Origin of the sequence: Croceibacterium mercuriale, from assembly GCF_000802385.1 — a bacterium.
Taxonomy (GTDB): domain Bacteria; phylum Pseudomonadota; class Alphaproteobacteria; order Sphingomonadales; family Sphingomonadaceae; genus Croceibacterium; species Croceibacterium mercuriale.
Window position 1 is genome coordinate 385469 of record NZ_JTDN01000002.1, and the last position, 14921, is coordinate 400389.

Sequence of the window (14921 nt, forward strand, 5' to 3'; positions counted from 1 at the left end):
ATGGCCCTCGTCCTTCCCGGTTCCACCATCGGCATTCTTGGCGGCGGGCAGCTGGGCCGGATGCTGGCGCTGGCGGCCGCCCAGCTGGGCTATCGCTGCCACGTCTATGCCCCGCCGGGCGACAATGTCGCGGCGGAGGTCTGCGCCGAGGCGACCGAGGCCGCCTGGGATGACGAGGCCGCGCTGGCCCGCTTCTCCGCCGCCTGCGACGTGGTCACCTACGAATTCGAGAACGTGCCGGTGGACCCGCTGGGCCTGCTGCCCGCCGACCACCTCGCCCCCGGCCTCGCCGCACTGGAGATCGCGCAGGACCGCCTGCGCGAAAAGGACTTCGTGGAAGGTCTGGGTGGCCGCCCGGCGCCGTACTGCCCGGTCGATGATGCCGACGATCTCGGCGTCGCGCTGCATGCGATCGGCCTGCCCGGCATCCTGAAGACCCGGCGCGAGGGGTATGACGGCAAGGGGCAGTGGCGGCTCAACACGCCCGAGGATGTCGCCGCGCTCGACCTGTCGGCAGGCGGCTATGTCTATGAGGGGCTGGTGCGGTTCGCGGCGGAGTTCTCCGTCATCCTGGTCCGCGGGCGCGATGGCGCAGTGCGGTTCTGGGACTCGACGCACAACGTCCATGAAGGCGGCATCCTGGCCACCTCCACCCTGCCCGCCGGGCCGCTGATCGAAGGGCAGGTGGCGCAGGCGCGGGAGCTGGCCGTGCAGGTGGCCAAGCAGCTGGACTATGTCGGCGTGCTGACCTGCGAGTTCTTCGCCGGCGCGGACGGCCCCGTGTTCAACGAGATGGCGCCCCGCGTGCACAATTCCGGTCACTGGACGTCCGAAGGCGCGGTCACCAGCCAGTTCGCCAACCATATCCGCGCCATCTGCGGCCTGCCGCTGGGCGACACCGCGACGCGTGCGCTGCCCGTCATCATGCGCAACCTGCTGGGCGACGACGTGGCCGACCCGGTCGGCCTGCTGGCGGACGGGGCCGCGCAGCTGCACCTGTACGGCAAGGGCGATGCGCGGGACGGGCGCAAGATGGGCCATGTGACCCGCATCGGCTGACATGGCAGGACGGCAGATCATCTTCGTGGTGGCACGGGCGGCGGACGGGACCATCGCGCTGCATGGCGACGTGCCGTGGAAGATCCGCGCTGACCTGCAGCGCTTCCGCCGGCTGACCACCGGCCTGCCGATGGTGATGGGCCGCAAGACCTTCGACAGCCTGCCGGGCCTGCTGCCGGGCCGCCGCCATATCGTGCTGACGCGCCAGACGGACTGGCAGGCGACCGGTGCCGAGGTGGCGCATGATGTCGAGGCGGCGCTCACCCTGGCTGGCCCGGGCGACGTGGCAGTGATCGGCGGGGCGGAGATCTTCGCCCTGTTCGAACCGCGCGCCACCCGGCAGGAGATCACCGAAGTCGACGAACAGACCGGCGGCGAGGTGCGGATGCCCGCGCCCGGTCCCGGCTGGGCTGAGGTCGCGCGCGAGCCGCATCCGGCCGCCGACGGCTGGCCCGCCTACGCCTTCGTCACCTACGAACGGCGGAAGCCATGATCCGCTGCACGCATCGCGACGTCCTGCCCGCATCCCTGCGCGGCGGCGTGGTGGCGCTGGGCAATTTCGACGGGTTCCACCTGGGGCACCAGCGCGTGGTGGCCGAGGCGGTGGAATGGGCGCGCAGCGAAGGCCGGCCGGCGATCGTGGCCACCTTCGATCCGCATCCGGTGCGCCATTTCGCCCCGCATGTGCCGCCCTTCCGCCTGACCACGCTGGACCAGCGGCAGGAACTGTTTGCCGCCGCCGGGGCCGATGCCATGCTGGTGTTCGCCTTCGATGCGGAGCTCGCCGCCATGTCTGCCATCGATTTCGTGGGCGAGCTGCTGGCGGCACGCATGGGCGCGGCCGGCGTGGTCACCGGGCAGGACTTCACCTTCGGCCAGGGCCGCGGCGGCAGCATCGCCACGCTGGCCGACGAAGGCGCGCGCCATGGCATCGCCGCCCGCGCGGTGGCGCCGGTCACCGCCGCCGGTCTGACCGTCAGCTCCAGCCGCATCCGCGATGCGCTGAAGGCCGGCGAGTGCGAGATGGCCACCGCATTGCTGACCCGCCCCTTTGCCGTCCGCGCCCAGGTGCAGCATGGCGACAAGCGTGGCCGCACGATCGGCTATCCCACCGCCAACATGGACATGGGTGCCTATCTGCGCCCCCGCTACGGGATCTATGCCGTGATGGTGCGCGACATCGCGACCGGGGGGGCGTGGCAGGGTGCGGCCAATCTCGGCATCCGTCCGCAATTCGATCCGCCGGTGGAGCTGCTGGAGCCGTTCCTGTTCGACTTTGCCGGCGATCTGTATGGCCGCGAGCTGGAGGTGGAGCTGCACCATTTCCTGCGGCCGGAGGCGAAGTTCGACACGCTCGATGCACTGATCGCGCAGATGGACGAAGATTGCGCCCGCGCGCGCACCCTGCTGAGCGCCCGCTAGGTGGAGCTGGCGGCAGAGGTGTTCGCGCTGCTGGTCGCGGTGGCGTTCCTGGCGGGTACGGTGGACGCGATGGCGGGCGGCGGCGGGCTGCTGACGATCCCCGCCATGCTGGCTGCCGGCCTGCCACCGGTCCCGGCGCTGGCCACTGGCAAGCTGATGAGCACGCTCGGCACCGGCTCCGCCGTGATCGCCTACGCCCGCGCGGGCCATGTGAACCTGCGCGCCTTTGCCGGGCCGGTGGCCGCCGCCTTTGGCGGCAGCGCGGCGGGCGCGATTACCGTGCAGCACATCGACCCGACCTTCCTGGCTGCGCTGGTACCGCTGCTGCTGATCGCGATGGCACTGTATTTCTGGCTGGCCCCGCCGATGGGCGACGTCGATCGCAAGGCGCGTCTCGGCCGCGTCGGACTGTCGGCGGTATGCGGACTGATCGGCTTCTATGACGGATTCTTCGGCCCCGGCACCGGATCGTTCCTGACGCTGGCGCTGGTCGCGCTGGGTGGCCTGGGGCTGGTGCGGGCCATCGCCAATACCAAGCTGATCAACCTGGCCACCAACCTGTCCGCCCTTGCCGCGATGATCGCCGGCGGCCATGTGCTGTGGGTGCTGGGCCTGGCGATGGCGGCGGCCAACGTGGCCGGCAATCAGCTGGGTGCCTTCCTGGCGATCCGCCATGGTGGGCGCGGCGTGCGCCCGCTGCTGGTGGTGGTCAGCCTGGCGATGACCGCGCGCCTGCTGGCCGACCCCGCCAATCCGCTGTGGCAGCTGTGGCCGGGCTGATTTCACCCGCTTGACAACATTCCATACTGATGAGTATGGAAAACCTGCGTGGCGACATGCAGGACCGCAGCCCAGATAGGCACGACCCGGCGACCATGCGCGAAAACTGGCTGAACCGCAGCCAACACTCGCATTCAGTATCGGGCAAAAGCCGGGCGTGCATCAGGCACGCATCGGCGAACGCCACTGGAGTCCAACTGCCATGTCCCTGTTCAAGAATGCAGCCGTCCTGTCCTTCCTCGCCGGCTTCGGCATCACTGCCACCACCATGCTGGTGACGATCGCCACCGTCTGACATGACCGTGACCCGCCGCCTCTCCGCCCGCCTTTCGCCGCTCCTCGCGGCGGCGGCGCTGGTGGCCTGCGCACCGGCGGTGGCGGCCGACGCCACCTTCGACGCGCCCGCCGCCGCCCGCCCCGCCCGTGAACAGGGCAACCTGAAGACCGCTTATTTCGCCGGCGGCTGCTTCTGGGGCGTGGAGGCGGTGTTCAGCCATGTGAAGGGCGTGACCAGCGCGGTCAGCGGCTATCACGGCGGCAATGCGGCGACGGCCAGCTACGATCGCGTGTCCAGCGGGCTGAGCGGCCATGCCGAGACGGTGCGTGTCACGTACGACCCGGCGCAGGTCCGCTATGACCAGCTGCTGCGGATCTTCTTCTCCGTGGTGGCCGACCCGACCCTGACAGACCGGCAGGGGCCTGACCGCGGCAGCCAGTATCGCGCCGCGCTGATCCCGGTCAGCACCGAACAGCGCGAGGTCGCCACCGCCTACCTGGCGCAGATGCGGCAGAGCGGCGTGTGGAACCGGCCGATCGTCACCCGCATAGAGCCCGCGCGCCAGTTCTTCGAGGCGGAGGGCGAGCATCAGGACTTCGCCCGCCGCAATCCGCAGCATGGCTACATCCAGCGGTGGGATGCACCCAAGGTGGCCGCGCTGCGCAGCATGTTCCCCGACCATTACCGCGCGACCTTCCGCAGCGGCTGATCGCCGCCTATATCGCCGGGCATGGCAAGACATGCGCATCACGAACATAGCGGCGCCGATCTGGCGGCGGAGGCGGAAGCCGCGCTGACCCGCGCCGGCGAACAATGGACCGCCATGCGCGCCAGCGTGTTCGCCGCCCTCGCCGCACAGGCCCGCCCCGTCAGCGCCTATGACATCGCGGAAGAGGTCGGCAACCAGCGCGGCAAGCGCGTGGCTGCCAATTCCATCTACCGCATCCTCGACCTGTTCGTGCGCACCAACCTCGCCAACCGGATCGAAAGCGCCAACGCCTTCATCGCCAACACCCATCCGGGTTGCCGGCACGACTGCATCTACCTGATCTGCGACGATTGCGGTGCGGCTACCCATCTGGACGACGACCGGCTGACCGGCGCGTTGCGCGATGCGGGCAGCAAGGCCGGCTTTGCCGATGTGCGTCCGGTGGTGGAATTGCGCGGGCTGTGCAGATCCTGTGCAGGGTAAATGATGTTCGCGCCAAACCGTTGGCGATAATCGACATGCTGGCTGCGTCTGTGTAAGTCACCAAAGATGAACGGTCCTTCCACCCCCCTGCTCGATCAGGTCAACCTCCCCGCCGATCTGCGCCGCCTCCAGACCAAGCAGCTGCCCCAGCTGGCGGACGAGTTGCGGCAGGAGATGATCGACGCGGTCGGCTCTACCGGCGGCCATCTGGGCTCCGGCCTCGGCGTCGTGGAACTGACCGTCGCCATCCATTACGTGTTCGACACCCCGACCGACCGGCTGATCTGGGATGTCGGCCACCAGGCCTACCCGCACAAGATCCTGACCGGCCGGCGCGACCGGATCCGCACCCTGCGCCAGGGCGGCGGCCTCAGCGGCTTCACCAAGCGGTCGGAGAGCGAGTACGACCCGTTCGGCGCGGCGCATTCCTCCACCTCCATCTCCGCCGGCCTCGGCTTTGCGGTCGCCAACAAGCTGACCGGCTCCGCCGGCAAGGCCATTGCGGTGATCGGCGATGGCGCGATGAGCGCAGGCATGGCCTACGAGGCGATGAACAATGCCGAGGCCGCCGGCAACCGGCTGGTGGTGATCCTGAACGACAACGACATGTCGATCGCCCCGCCGGTGGGCGGGCTGTCGGGCTATCTTGCCCGGCTGGTCAGCGACGGCCGGTTCCTGGGCCTGCGCGACCTGGCCAAGAAGGTCGCCCGCAAGCTGCCGCAGCCGCTGCACCGCGCGGCCAAGCTGACGGACGAATATGCCCGCGGCATGGCCATGGGCGGGACATTGTTCGAGGAGCTGGGCTTCTATTATGTCGGCCCGATCGACGGGCATGATCTGGATCAGCTGATCCCCGTGCTGGAGAATGTCCGCGACGCGGCCGAGGGGCCGTGCCTGGTCCATGTCGTCACGCAGAAGGGCAAGGGTTATGCCCCGGCCGAAAGCGCGGCGGACAAGTATCACGGCGTGCAGAAGTTCGACGTCATCACCGGCGAACAGAAGAAGAGCGCCGGCGGCCCGCCCGCCTACCAGAACGTGTTCGGCGAAACGCTGGCGAAGCTGGCGGAAACCGATCCGCGCATCTGCGCCATCACCGCCGCCATGCCGGGCGGCACCGGGGTGGACAAGTTCAGCGCGCAGCATCCGGAACGCACCTTCGATGTCGGCATCGCCGAACAGCATGCGGTAACCTTCGCCGCCGGACTGGCGGCGCAGGGCATGCGGCCGTTCTGCGCGATCTACTCCACCTTCCTGCAGCGGGCGTTCGACCAGGTGGTGCATGACGTCGCGATCCAGAACCTGCCGGTGCGCTTCGCCATCGACCGTGCCGGGCTGGTAGGCGCGGATGGCGCCACCCATGCCGGCAGCTTCGACGTCACCTATCTCGCCACCCTGCCCAACATGGTCGTGATGGCCGCGGCGGACGAGGCGGAGCTGGCGCACATGACCTACACCGCCGCGCTGCATGACAGCGGGCCGATCGCCTTCCGCTATCCCCGCGGCAATGGCACCGGCGTCGCCATGCCGGAAACGCCCGAGCGGCTGGAGATCGGCAAGGGCCGAATCGTGAAGCAGGGCAGCAAGATCGCGCTGCTCTCGCTCGGCACCCGCCTGGCGGAGGCGCTGAAGGCGGCCGACCAGCTGGAGGCCAGGGGCCTGTCGACCACGGTCGCCGACCTGCGCTTCGCCAAGCCGCTCGATACCGACCTGATCCGCAAGCTGATGGCCACGCATGAAGTGGTCGTGACGGTGGAGGAAGGCTCCATCGGCGGCCTGGGTGCGCATGTGCTGACGCTGGCCAGCGATCTGGGGCTGACCGATGCCGGCCTGAAGATCCGCACCATGCGGCTGCCCGACCTGTTCCAGGATCACGACGCGCCGGACAAGCAGTACGACCTCGCTGGCCTCAACGCCCCGCAGATCGTGGACACCGTGCTGACCGCGCTGCGCCACAACAGCACCGGCGTGGAGGAAGCGCGGGCCTGATCCGCCTTACATGGCGGGCAGCCGCGGGCTGTCCGCCAGCAACAGAAGCATCATGATAGGTTGTTCCTAGCCGCGCCGGACCGCTTGCCAGCAACACGGAAGACCGTAGGTTCGCACCATGATCCATCTCAGACGAACCATCGTGGCCCTTGCCCTGTGCGCCAGCGCAGGCACCGTACTGGCGGCACAGCCATCAACCGAGCTGGCGGAGAGAGCCGCCACGAGCATGGCTGTAACCATGGCCACGCTGATGGGCCTGTCGCCGGAGGGGCAGGAGCTGCTGACTGCCGACTATCTCAGAAGAACCACCGTCGACCGGCATGCACGCTCCACCCAACTTTATCGGGCGATCGGAGAAGAGCTTTCCCGCGAGAATCCGGATCGCGCCGTGCTGTCCGCCCTGGCCGAAGAACAGGCGGCCGAGGCGGCCCGGCTCGATCTCCAGGATAGCACGCAGCTGTTCGATCTCGCCTTCGACCTGTCCTCAACCGATCGCCAGAAGATGGGTCAATTCATGGTCAAGACCGCAGGCGAGGACCGGCGCGCCCCGGCAGGCCGCTAGACCCCCAGCTTTGCCCGCACGGGCGTAGGATCGCTCCACCCCTCCAGCCGCTCCGCCAGTTCGGTCAGGTCGGCCGGCAGCGCCACGTTCAGCGTCACCAGCTGGTCGCCCCGGCCGCCGGCCTTGCGGGTGAAGCCGCGGCCCTTCAGGCGCAGCACCTTGCCGCCGCCGCTGCCCGGTGCGACGGTCAGCATCACCGGGCCGTCCACGGTGGGCACCTTCACCTTGGCCCCCGTCACCGCCTCGTCCAGCGTGATCGGCAGGTCCAGCCGCACATCGTCGCCATCGCGGACGAAGAAGGCGTGCGGCTGCACTTCGATGGTGACGGTCGCGTCGCCTGGTCCGCCCGGGCCACGCTCGCCCTTGCCCTTCAGGCGCAGCTGGCTGCCATCCTCCACCCCCGCGGGCAGCTTCAGATCGATGGTCGCGCCATCGGCCAGCGCGATGCGCTGCGGCTCCAGCGTGGCGGCATCGACGAACGGCACCTTCAGGCGGTAGCCGACATTGGCCCCGCGCTGCGGCGCACGCCGGCCGGCGCCTCCGCCCATGCCACCCATGCCGCCCATCCCCGCCGCGCCCGCACCGGGTCCGCCACGGCCACCGAACAGCCCTTCGAAGATGTCGCCCAGATCGGCGTCCTGCCCGGCGAAGCCTTCGAACCCGCGCGCGCCGCCGCCGCCCCGGCCCATGCCGGCCGCACCGCCGAACCCGCCACCGCCGAATCCGCCGCCGCCACCCGCGCCGAAGGGCGAGGCCGGGTTGCCGTCCCCGTCGATCTCCCCCCGGTCGAACCGGGCGCGCTTGTCCTTGTCGCCCAGCAGGTCGTACGCATTGGTGATTTCCGAGAAACGCTGCGCCGCCTTGGGATTGTCGGCATTGCGGTCGGGATGCAGTTCCTTGGCCAGCTTGCGATAGGCGGACTTGATCTCCGCCTCGCTGGCCGAACGGGACACGCCAAGGATGGAATAAGGATCTGCTGCCATGGTGTGTTAGCTAGGTAAGGCAATGGGATTGGGCAAGCAGCTTTGCCAGCCGCGTCCACCGGTCTAGGATGCCGGCCATGACCGACCAGCCCGATGCCATCCCTGACACCGATCCCTTTGCCCTGTTCGCCGGATGGTTCGCCGAAGCGCACACCACGGAGCCGAACGATCCCAACGCGATGGCGCTGGCAACCGCCACGTCGGATGGCCAGCCTTCGGTCCGCATGGTGCTGCTGAAGGGGCATGATGCGGACGGCTTCGTGTTCTACACCAATGCGCACAGCCGCAAGGGCGGGGAGATCGGCGCCAATCCGTGTGCCGCATTGCTGTTCCACTGGAAGTCGCTTCGCCGCCAGATCCGGATCGAGGGGGTGCTGGAAGAGGTGAGCCCGGCCGAAGCGGATGCCTATTTCGCCTCGCGCAGTCGCGCCTCCCAGCTGGGCAGCGCCGCGTCGGACCAGTCGCGCCCGCTGGCCGACCGGCAGACCTACATGGACCGGGTGGAGACGCTGGAACAATCGCTAAATGGCGCCCCCGTGCCCCGCCCGCCGCACTGGACCGGCTTCCGCCTGGCACCCGCCACCATCGAGTTCTGGCAGGATCGCGCCGCCCGGCTGCACGAACGGCGCCAGTTCACCCGCCTGGCCGATGGCCACTGGACCAGCTCGTTGCTCTATCCGTGAGGCATCCATGACCCAGACCCGGACCGTCCCCTACTGGCACGTCGATGCCTTTGCCGCCCGGGCTTTTGCCGGCAACCAGGCCGCCGTGATCGAGCTGGCCGAATGGCTGCCCGACGATGTCATGCAGCAGATCGCGGCGGAGAACATGTTTGCCGAAACCGCCTTCGTGCTGCGCGATGCCAGCGAGGCGGCCGATTGGGAGCTGCGCTGGTTCGCGCCCGGCGGCGAGGTGCAACTGTGCGGCCATGCCACGCTGGCCAGCGGCCATGCGCTGCTGGGGCGCGATGGCGGCAGCGGCGTGACCTTCCGCACCCGCCGCGCCGGCCTGCTGGAGGTGCGCCGCGACGGCACCGTATATGCCCTGGGTCTGCCGGCGATCCCGGTGGAGCCGGCGGAATGGCCGGAGGTCGTCGCGCTGCTGGGGGCGGAGCCGCAGGGCGTGTGGCGGCGGGCCGACGGCTACAACCTGTTCCTGTTCGCGGACGAGGCGGCGGTGCGCGCGCTGGCGCCCGACATGGCCGGGCTGGCGCGGCTGGGGCCGGACCACCAGTTCATCTGCACCGCGCCGGGCACGGCGACGGATGTGGTCAGCCGGGTGTTCGTGCCGGGTGTCGGCGTTCCGGAGGATCCCGTCACCGGCAGCGCCCATGCGGTGCTGGCCGCCTTCTGGGCACCGCGCCTGGGCCGTGACAGCTTCACCGCACATCAGGCCTCCGCCCGGGGCGGCGACGTCACATGCCGGCTGGACGGTGACCGTGCCTGGCTGGGCGGACCGTGCGTGACGGTGGTGGAGGGGCAGTTTACCTTGCCCTGAGGCTTACCGGTACACCGCCACCAGATCGGCCAGCCTGTCGACCAGCGCCGGGCGGTCCGGCGCATCGGTCTTGCCCAGCCGCACCACGGTCAGCCCCTGCCCGGGCGCGACCAGCACATACTGCCCCAGATGACCGACCAGCGCGAAGGCGTCGGCGGGGCCGCGTGTGGCAAACAGGACCTGCCGGTCGCCCCCGCTCGGCCGGTTGAGCCACAGCGCGCCGCCATAATCGGGCGCTGCCGGGCTCGGCGTTCGCATGAGTTCCACCCAGCCGCGTGGCAGCACCGGCGTGCCGTCGGCGGCGTTGCCGTCCTGCCGCAGCAGTTCGCCCAGCCGGCCCCAGTCTGCCGCCGTCGCCCACACCATCGCCCCGCCGACCATCGTGCCCTGCCGGTCATGCTCCGCGGTCAGCCCGCGCAGGTCGAGCGGCGCGGCAAGCCGGGTCTGCAGGTACTGCGCAACCGCCTGCCGCCGCTCCGCCGGGCTGCCCCCGGGCGCCAGCACCCGCGCGGCGATGTCGGCCAGGATCACGCTGGTGGGCGTGGAGTAGGTAAAGGTGCTGCCCGGCGCATGCTGCAGCACCTGCGCCTCTGCCCAGGCGGCCATGTCGTCGCGTCCGTCGCCGAACATCATCCGCACCTCCGCCGATTCGTATACCGGGTCGGCATTCTCCTGATGACGCAGCCCGCTGCGCATCTGCAGCAGGTGACGGACCGTGATCTCGCCCCGCGGATCGCCGGCGCGCTGCCACAACGGCACCGGGGCGGGCGCGTCCAGCGCCAGCTTGCCGTCCGCCACCAGCAGGCCGATCAGCAGCGCGGTCACCGTCTTGGACATGGACCAGCCGACGAAGCGGCTGTCCGGCCCGAACCCTTCGGCATAGCGCTGCGCCACCACCTGGCCATCGTGCAGCACCAGCAGCGCGCGGGTCTCCCCGATCCCCTCCGCCGTGAACAGCGCATCCACTGCGCGCGCCAGCGGCGCGCGGTCGGCACCGGGCCGGGGCGCAACCGCCGCCAGCGCCTCCGCCGATGGTGGCGGCGGACCGGTGGGTGCCTCGCTGCCGCAGGCGGCCAGCAGGGCTGGCAGCAGCAGGGTGACGGCGATAGAGGGGCGGCGACGCGGCATGGCGCGTCTCATCCGGCAGGGGCAGGCGATTGGCAACGGCAAACCCACTCGGGCAACGGCCCCGCTTCTGGCCGCGCGCCGTGCTGGCGGCGCTGGTGCTGGCCATCGGCGGCCTGTGGTTCGCCTGGCCCACGCTGGACGCCTACGCCACCACGGCTGCCAGCTTCGGCGCGCGCACCGCCTGTTCCTGCCGCCACATCGGCGGGCGGGCGCTGTCCGACTGCACCCGCGACTTCGAACCCGGCATGGCGATGGTGTTCCTGAGCGAGGACGAGGATGCCCGCAGCGTCACCGCCACCGTGCCGCTGCTGGCGCGGCAGACCGCCACCTATGCCCAGGGGCCCGGCTGCGTGCTGGAGCCGTGGGCGCAGCCCTAGACCCGCTCGGTCCCCTCGATCCAGCCGCCGCCCAGCACCCGGTCACCGGCATACAGCACCGCCGCCTGCCCCGGCGCCACGCCATGTTCGGGCGCGTGAAAGCGGATGGTCACCGCCGCACCGTCGCCCAGCGGCCCCTGCAGCGTGACCGGCACAGGCTTGGCCATCGACCGCACCTTGGCGTGGAATGGCTGGTCGGGCGTGGCGGCGGGCAGCGGGCCGATCCGTACCGTATCCTCCAGCCGCGCGGCGCCGACTGCCAGCAATCGCCGCGGCCCCACGCGCACTTCGGCGCGGGCGGCGTCGATCCCAACCACATAGAGGGGTTCCGGCTGGCCGCCGATCTCCAGCCCGCGGCGCTGGCCCACGGTGAAGTGGATCACGCCCTCGTGCCGGCCCAGCGGTTCGCCCGTCTCGGCATGGACGATCGCGCCGGGCGCCACGCCTTCGGGCCGCACCTTCGTCACCACCCGGGCATAATCGCCGTCGGGCACGAAGCAGATATCCTGGCTGTCGGGCTTGCCCGCCACGGCCAGTCGCATCTCCTCCGCCATGCGCCGCACCTCGGCCTTGGGCAGATCGCCCAGCGGGAAGCGCAGGAAGACCAGCTGCTCCGCCGTGGTGCCGTACAGGAAATAGGACTGGTCGCGCGCCGGATCGGCCGCGCGGTATAGTTCAGGCCCGGCGGCGCCCATCACCCGGCGCACATAATGACCGGTCGCCAGGCAATCGGCCCCCAGTTCGCGCGCCATGGTCAGCAGGTCGGTGAACTTGGGCCCCATGTTGCAGCGGATGCAGGGGATCGGCGTGCGCCCGGTCAGGTAATCGTCGGCGAAGCGTTCCACGACCTGCTCGCGGAAGGAGCTTTCGTGATCGAACACGTAATGCGCGATGCCCAGCCGGTCGGCCACGGCGCGCGCATCGCGGATGTCGTCGCCCGCGCAGCAGGCGCCCTTGCGCCCGGTGGCGGCGCCGTGATCGTACAGCTGCAGGGTGATGCCGACCACCTCCGCCCCCGTCGCCGCGGCCAGACCCGCCACAACGGAGCTGTCCACCCCGCCCGACATCGCCACCACGATGCGGCATCGGGCGGGCTCGCGCGGCAGGTCGAACAGGCGTGCAGCATCGGGGGCCAGAAGGGTCGTCATGATGCCCGGCCCCATACAGCAACGGGCCGTGTTTGGCCACGGCGGCGCTTAACCCTCTGTTTGCCAAAGCCGGCGTAGCACCGGGCGGATGATCGCCGGAGAACCAGCAGGCAGGCCGAACGGGGGTGCCGTTCCCCAACGCGCCGTTAACCCAAGCCCTTCAGCCCGCGCCAAGGGGCCTGCGCCCATGTTGCCCGCCGCAACAGGAACGAGAGGTCGGAATCGATGAAGACGGAGGCGGGTACCCGGGTCGGCGGCGGCAGCAGCGATGGCGAACGGGCGGCGGGCGATACCGCCCCGTCCGTGATCGGCCCGCTGGGCCTGCCCATGACCGTGGCGGACCTGCCCCCGCCCGACACCACCCGCTGGGTGATCCGGCGCAAGGCGGAAGTGGTCGCTGCGGTGAATGGCGGGCTGCTGACGATCGAGCAGGTGCTGGACCGTTATGGCCTCACGCTGGAGGAGTTTGCCGGCTGGCAGCGCGGTTTCGACCGGTCGGGAATGCGCGGCCTGCGGGTGACCCGGATCAAGCATTATCGCGATCAATATCAACGCCAGCTGCGCTACTGAACAGCCCGTCTTCCGCCCGTCGCGGCTCAGGCTCCGCCGGTCGCGGGGAACGCATGGAGCAAGCCTCCGTTTGTCGCCTGTATGAAGCCCCTGCGCCGCAGGGGAAGAACAAGGAGACAGGGCATGGGTTGGATTGTTGCTATCATCGTCGGCGGTGTCGCGGGCTGGCTGGCCAGCATGGTCATGAACCGTGATGCGTCCATGGGGATCTTCTGGAACATCGTCGTCGGCATCATCGGCGCGCTGATCGGCAACGTGCTGGCCGGCGCCCTGTTCGGCGTGGAAGGCACCATCCAGACCTTCAACATCACCGGGTTCATCATCGCCATCGTCGGCGCCATCGTGCTGCTGGCGATCGTCAACCTGGTCCAGCGCGGCCGGGTGCGCTAACACACGGTTCGGCCGATCCGGCCCGGCCTGTCCGGGCGGATGCCGAAGTTTGGGCGGGGCGCCAGTGGCGACCCCGCCCTTTTTGTTGCGCCCGGCCGGCACGTGCCGGCACAAGCGTTCGTCGGACGTGGTGGGGCCTTGATGGAAGGTGCATTGCTACAAGTTGCGGAGGTGACTACACCCGCGACCTTGGCAATGGCCCGTGGCGACCCGCATGGCCGGGCCACCGGCAAAGCCGTTGCAAGAGGCTGATGGCGCAGATGAGATACGAACCCAGGCCGCAGGAATTTGGCGCGGCGGCAGATCCGGTCCTGCAAGGATCGCCGCGCGATCCGGGCGTGATCGGCGGAGATGATGGCGCGCCGGTTGTCGCGGAAGACGATGACGTCCGCGCGCGCCGCATCCGTCGTCGCCTGCTGATCGCGGGCGGCGCGATCGTCGCCCTGCTGGCGGCGCTTGTCTTCCTGCTCAACCATGGCGGGGCAAATACGGACTTCGCGCCGCAGGACGTGGCGCAGTCCGTCACCGTGATCTCCCCCGGCCGCAGTTCCGTCGCCGGCACCATTACCGCCACCGGCACCCTCGCCGCCCGCCGCCCCATGCCGGTCGGCGTCGTGGGCGAAGGCGGCAATGTCGTGTCCATCCCCGTGGAAGCGGGCGACTGGGTGCGTCAGGGGCAGGTGCTGGCGGTGATCGACCGCTCGGTGCAGACGGAGCAGGCGCGCAGCCTGCAGGCCCAGATCGACGTGGCACAGGCCGATCTGCGGCTGGCGCAGTCCAACCTGGAACGCGCCAACCTGCTGGTCGATCGCGGCTTCATCAGCCAGGCCAATATCGACCAGCTGACCGCCACCCGCGATGCTTCCCGCGCACAGGTGCGCGTGGCGCAGGCGCAATATCGTGAAGCGCAGGCGCGCAACGCCCGGCTGAACATCGTGGCCCCGGCCGCCGGCCTGGTGCTGGCCCGCAACGTCGAACTGGGGCAGGTGGTCAGCGGCGGGGCGGAGGCCCTGTTCACCATCGCCCGCGGTGGCGAGATGGAAGTGCTGGCGCGGCTGGGCGAGGGCGAACTGGCGCAGATGCGCGCAGGCGTGCCCGCCGAAGTCTCGCCGGTGGGCACGCAGGAACGCTTCACCGGACAGGTGTGGCAGGTCTCGCCGATCATCGACCAGACCAACCGGCAGGGCACCGCGCGCATCGCGCTGGACTATGACGAGGCGCTGCGCCCCGGCGGCTTTGCCACCGTCCGCATCAATGCCGGGGCGCTGGTCGCCCCGCTGCTGCCGGAAAGCGCGATCCAGACCGCGCCCGATGGCAGCAGCTTCGTCTATGTGGTGGGTCGCGACGACAAGGTCGCCCGCCGCCCGGTCCGGCTGGGGACGGTGACAGGCCAGGGCATCGCCATCGCCGAAGGGCTGGACGGCAGCGAACGGATCGTGCTGCGCGCCGGCGGTTTCCTCAGCGAAGGCGACACCGTGCGCCCGGTGCTGCAACGTCCCGCCGCTCCGCGGCCCGCCGCGGCCCCGCAGCCGGCCAGCTGAGGCATTTCC

Annotated in this window: 17 protein-coding genes; 14 read left to right on the forward strand and 3 right to left on the reverse strand. The window is 70.1% G+C overall.

All coding sequences use genetic code 11. The features are described 5' to 3' along the window. From PK98_RS11540 to PK98_RS11575, 8 genes are all read left to right on the forward strand, one after another. A complete protein-coding gene (locus tag PK98_RS11540) occupies positions 1-1059 on the forward strand; it encodes a 5-(carboxyamino)imidazole ribonucleotide synthase (RefSeq protein WP_039097049.1) in 1059 nt (352 codons plus the stop codon). A 1-nt stretch (position 1060) separates the two neighbouring features. Beyond that, a complete protein-coding gene (locus PK98_RS11545; RefSeq protein ID WP_039097050.1) occupies positions 1061-1552 on the forward strand; it encodes a dihydrofolate reductase in 492 nt (163 codons plus the stop codon). Beyond that, positions 1549-2481: a bifunctional riboflavin kinase/FAD synthetase gene (locus PK98_RS11550; RefSeq protein ID WP_039097051.1), complete on the forward strand. Its 933-nt coding sequence runs from the start codon at positions 1549-1551 to the stop codon at positions 2479-2481. Before PK98_RS11545 ends, PK98_RS11550 begins: the two co-directional genes overlap by 4 nt. Beyond that, complete coding sequence (locus PK98_RS11555) at positions 2482-3261, forward strand: TSUP family transporter (RefSeq protein WP_039097052.1); 780 nt, start codon at positions 2482-2484, stop codon at positions 3259-3261. A 296-nt stretch (positions 3262-3557) separates the two neighbouring features. Then, the gene (msrA, locus tag PK98_RS11560) at positions 3558-4247 is read left to right on the forward strand and encodes a peptide-methionine (S)-S-oxide reductase MsrA (RefSeq protein WP_039097053.1); all 690 of its coding nucleotides are present in this window, start codon (positions 3558-3560) and stop codon (positions 4245-4247) included. Between the two features lie 21 nt (positions 4248-4268). Continuing rightward, the gene (locus PK98_RS11565; RefSeq protein ID WP_039097054.1) at positions 4269-4730 is read left to right on the forward strand and encodes a Fur family transcriptional regulator; all 462 of its coding nucleotides are present in this window, start codon (positions 4269-4271) and stop codon (positions 4728-4730) included. Between the two features lie 66 nt (positions 4731-4796). After that, positions 4797-6716 carry a 1-deoxy-D-xylulose-5-phosphate synthase gene (gene dxs / locus PK98_RS11570; protein ID WP_039097055.1) on the forward strand — a complete coding sequence of 640 codons (1920 nt, stop codon included), beginning with the start codon at positions 4797-4799 and terminating at the stop codon, positions 6714-6716. A 238-nt stretch (positions 6717-6954) separates the two neighbouring features. Further along, on the forward strand, positions 6955-7278 hold the full coding sequence (locus PK98_RS11575; RefSeq protein WP_235425494.1) for a hypothetical protein: 324 nt from the start codon (positions 6955-6957) through the stop codon (positions 7276-7278). Here PK98_RS11575 and PK98_RS11580 read toward each other — a convergent pair. Beyond that, the gene (locus tag PK98_RS11580; protein WP_039097057.1) at positions 7275-8261 is read right to left on the reverse strand and encodes a DnaJ C-terminal domain-containing protein; all 987 of its coding nucleotides are present in this window, start codon (positions 8259-8261) and stop codon (positions 7275-7277) included. The genes PK98_RS11575 and PK98_RS11580 overlap by 4 nt on opposite strands. Before the next feature lie 77 nt (positions 8262-8338). Between PK98_RS11580 and pdxH the strand changes: the two genes are divergently transcribed. After that, the gene (gene pdxH / locus PK98_RS11585) at positions 8339-8944 is read left to right on the forward strand and encodes a pyridoxamine 5'-phosphate oxidase (protein ID WP_039097059.1); all 606 of its coding nucleotides are present in this window, start codon (positions 8339-8341) and stop codon (positions 8942-8944) included. 7 nt (positions 8945-8951) lie between these two features. After that, positions 8952-9758 carry a PhzF family phenazine biosynthesis protein gene (locus PK98_RS11590; protein WP_039097060.1) on the forward strand — a complete coding sequence of 269 codons (807 nt, stop codon included), beginning with the start codon at positions 8952-8954 and terminating at the stop codon, positions 9756-9758. Between the two features lie 3 nt (positions 9759-9761). Here PK98_RS11590 and PK98_RS11595 read toward each other — a convergent pair whose 3' ends face one another. Beyond that, a complete protein-coding gene (locus PK98_RS11595; RefSeq protein ID WP_152608645.1) occupies positions 9762-10886 on the reverse strand; it encodes a serine hydrolase domain-containing protein in 1125 nt (374 codons plus the stop codon). A 29-nt stretch (positions 10887-10915) separates the two neighbouring features. Between PK98_RS11595 and PK98_RS11600 the strand changes: the two genes are divergently transcribed. Then, on the forward strand, positions 10916-11263 hold the full coding sequence (locus PK98_RS11600; RefSeq protein ID WP_052208582.1) for a hypothetical protein: 348 nt from the start codon (positions 10916-10918) through the stop codon (positions 11261-11263). Here the strand turns inward: PK98_RS11600 and mnmA are convergent. After that, positions 11260-12411: a tRNA 2-thiouridine(34) synthase MnmA gene (gene mnmA / locus PK98_RS11605; RefSeq protein WP_081996271.1), complete on the reverse strand. Its 1152-nt coding sequence runs from the start codon at positions 12409-12411 to the stop codon at positions 11260-11262. The genes PK98_RS11600 and mnmA overlap by 4 nt on opposite strands. Positions 12412-12636: 225 nt before the next feature. Here mnmA and sciP point away from each other — a divergent pair, with 225 nt between their 5' ends. The 3 genes from sciP to PK98_RS11620 all read left to right on the forward strand — a co-directional run bounded on the left by sciP (position 12637) and on the right by PK98_RS11620 (position 14912). Next, positions 12637-12981, forward strand: coding sequence for a CtrA inhibitor SciP (gene sciP / locus PK98_RS11610; RefSeq protein ID WP_081996209.1), 345 nt, complete (start codon positions 12637-12639; stop codon positions 12979-12981). Between the two features lie 123 nt (positions 12982-13104). After that, positions 13105-13371 (forward strand): GlsB/YeaQ/YmgE family stress response membrane protein, encoded by a 267-nt coding sequence (locus PK98_RS11615; RefSeq protein ID WP_039097063.1) that lies wholly within the window; start codon positions 13105-13107, stop codon positions 13369-13371. Between the two features lie 251 nt (positions 13372-13622). Continuing rightward, on the forward strand, positions 13623-14912 hold the full coding sequence (locus PK98_RS11620; protein WP_235425495.1) for an efflux RND transporter periplasmic adaptor subunit: 1290 nt from the start codon (positions 13623-13625) through the stop codon (positions 14910-14912). The last annotated feature ends 9 nt before the right edge of the window (positions 14913-14921 follow it).

Coding starts and splice junctions, on each gene's coding strand:
- PK98_RS11540 (WP_039097049.1), top strand. CDS start 1: ATGGCCCTCGTCCTTCCCGGTTCCACCATCGGCATTCTTGGCGGCGGG.
- PK98_RS11545 (WP_039097050.1), top strand. CDS start 1,061: ATGGCAGGACGGCAGATCATCTTCGTGGTGGCACGGGCGGCGGACGGG.
- PK98_RS11550 (WP_039097051.1), top strand. CDS start 1,549: ATGATCCGCTGCACGCATCGCGACGTCCTGCCCGCATCCCTGCGCGGC.
- msrA (WP_039097053.1), top strand. CDS start 3,558: ATGACCGTGACCCGCCGCCTCTCCGCCCGCCTTTCGCCGCTCCTCGCG.
- PK98_RS11565 (WP_039097054.1), top strand. CDS start 4,269: ATGGCAAGACATGCGCATCACGAACATAGCGGCGCCGATCTGGCGGCG.
- dxs (WP_039097055.1), top strand. CDS start 4,797: ATGAACGGTCCTTCCACCCCCCTGCTCGATCAGGTCAACCTCCCCGCC.
- PK98_RS11575 (WP_235425494.1), top strand. CDS start 6,955: ATGGCCACGCTGATGGGCCTGTCGCCGGAGGGGCAGGAGCTGCTGACT.
- PK98_RS11580 (WP_039097057.1), bottom strand. CDS start 8,261: ATGGCAGCAGATCCTTATTCCATCCTTGGCGTGTCCCGTTCGGCCAGC.
- pdxH (WP_039097059.1), top strand. CDS start 8,339: ATGACCGACCAGCCCGATGCCATCCCTGACACCGATCCCTTTGCCCTG.
- PK98_RS11590 (WP_039097060.1), top strand. CDS start 8,952: ATGACCCAGACCCGGACCGTCCCCTACTGGCACGTCGATGCCTTTGCC.
- PK98_RS11595 (WP_152608645.1), bottom strand. CDS start 10,886: ATGCCGCGTCGCCGCCCCTCTATCGCCGTCACCCTGCTGCTGCCAGCC.
- mnmA (WP_081996271.1), bottom strand. CDS start 12,411: ATGACGACCCTTCTGGCCCCCGATGCTGCACGCCTGTTCGACCTGCCG.
- sciP (WP_081996209.1), top strand. CDS start 12,637: ATGAAGACGGAGGCGGGTACCCGGGTCGGCGGCGGCAGCAGCGATGGC.
- PK98_RS11615 (WP_039097063.1), top strand. CDS start 13,105: ATGGGTTGGATTGTTGCTATCATCGTCGGCGGTGTCGCGGGCTGGCTG.
- PK98_RS11620 (WP_235425495.1), top strand. CDS start 13,623: ATGGCGCAGATGAGATACGAACCCAGGCCGCAGGAATTTGGCGCGGCG.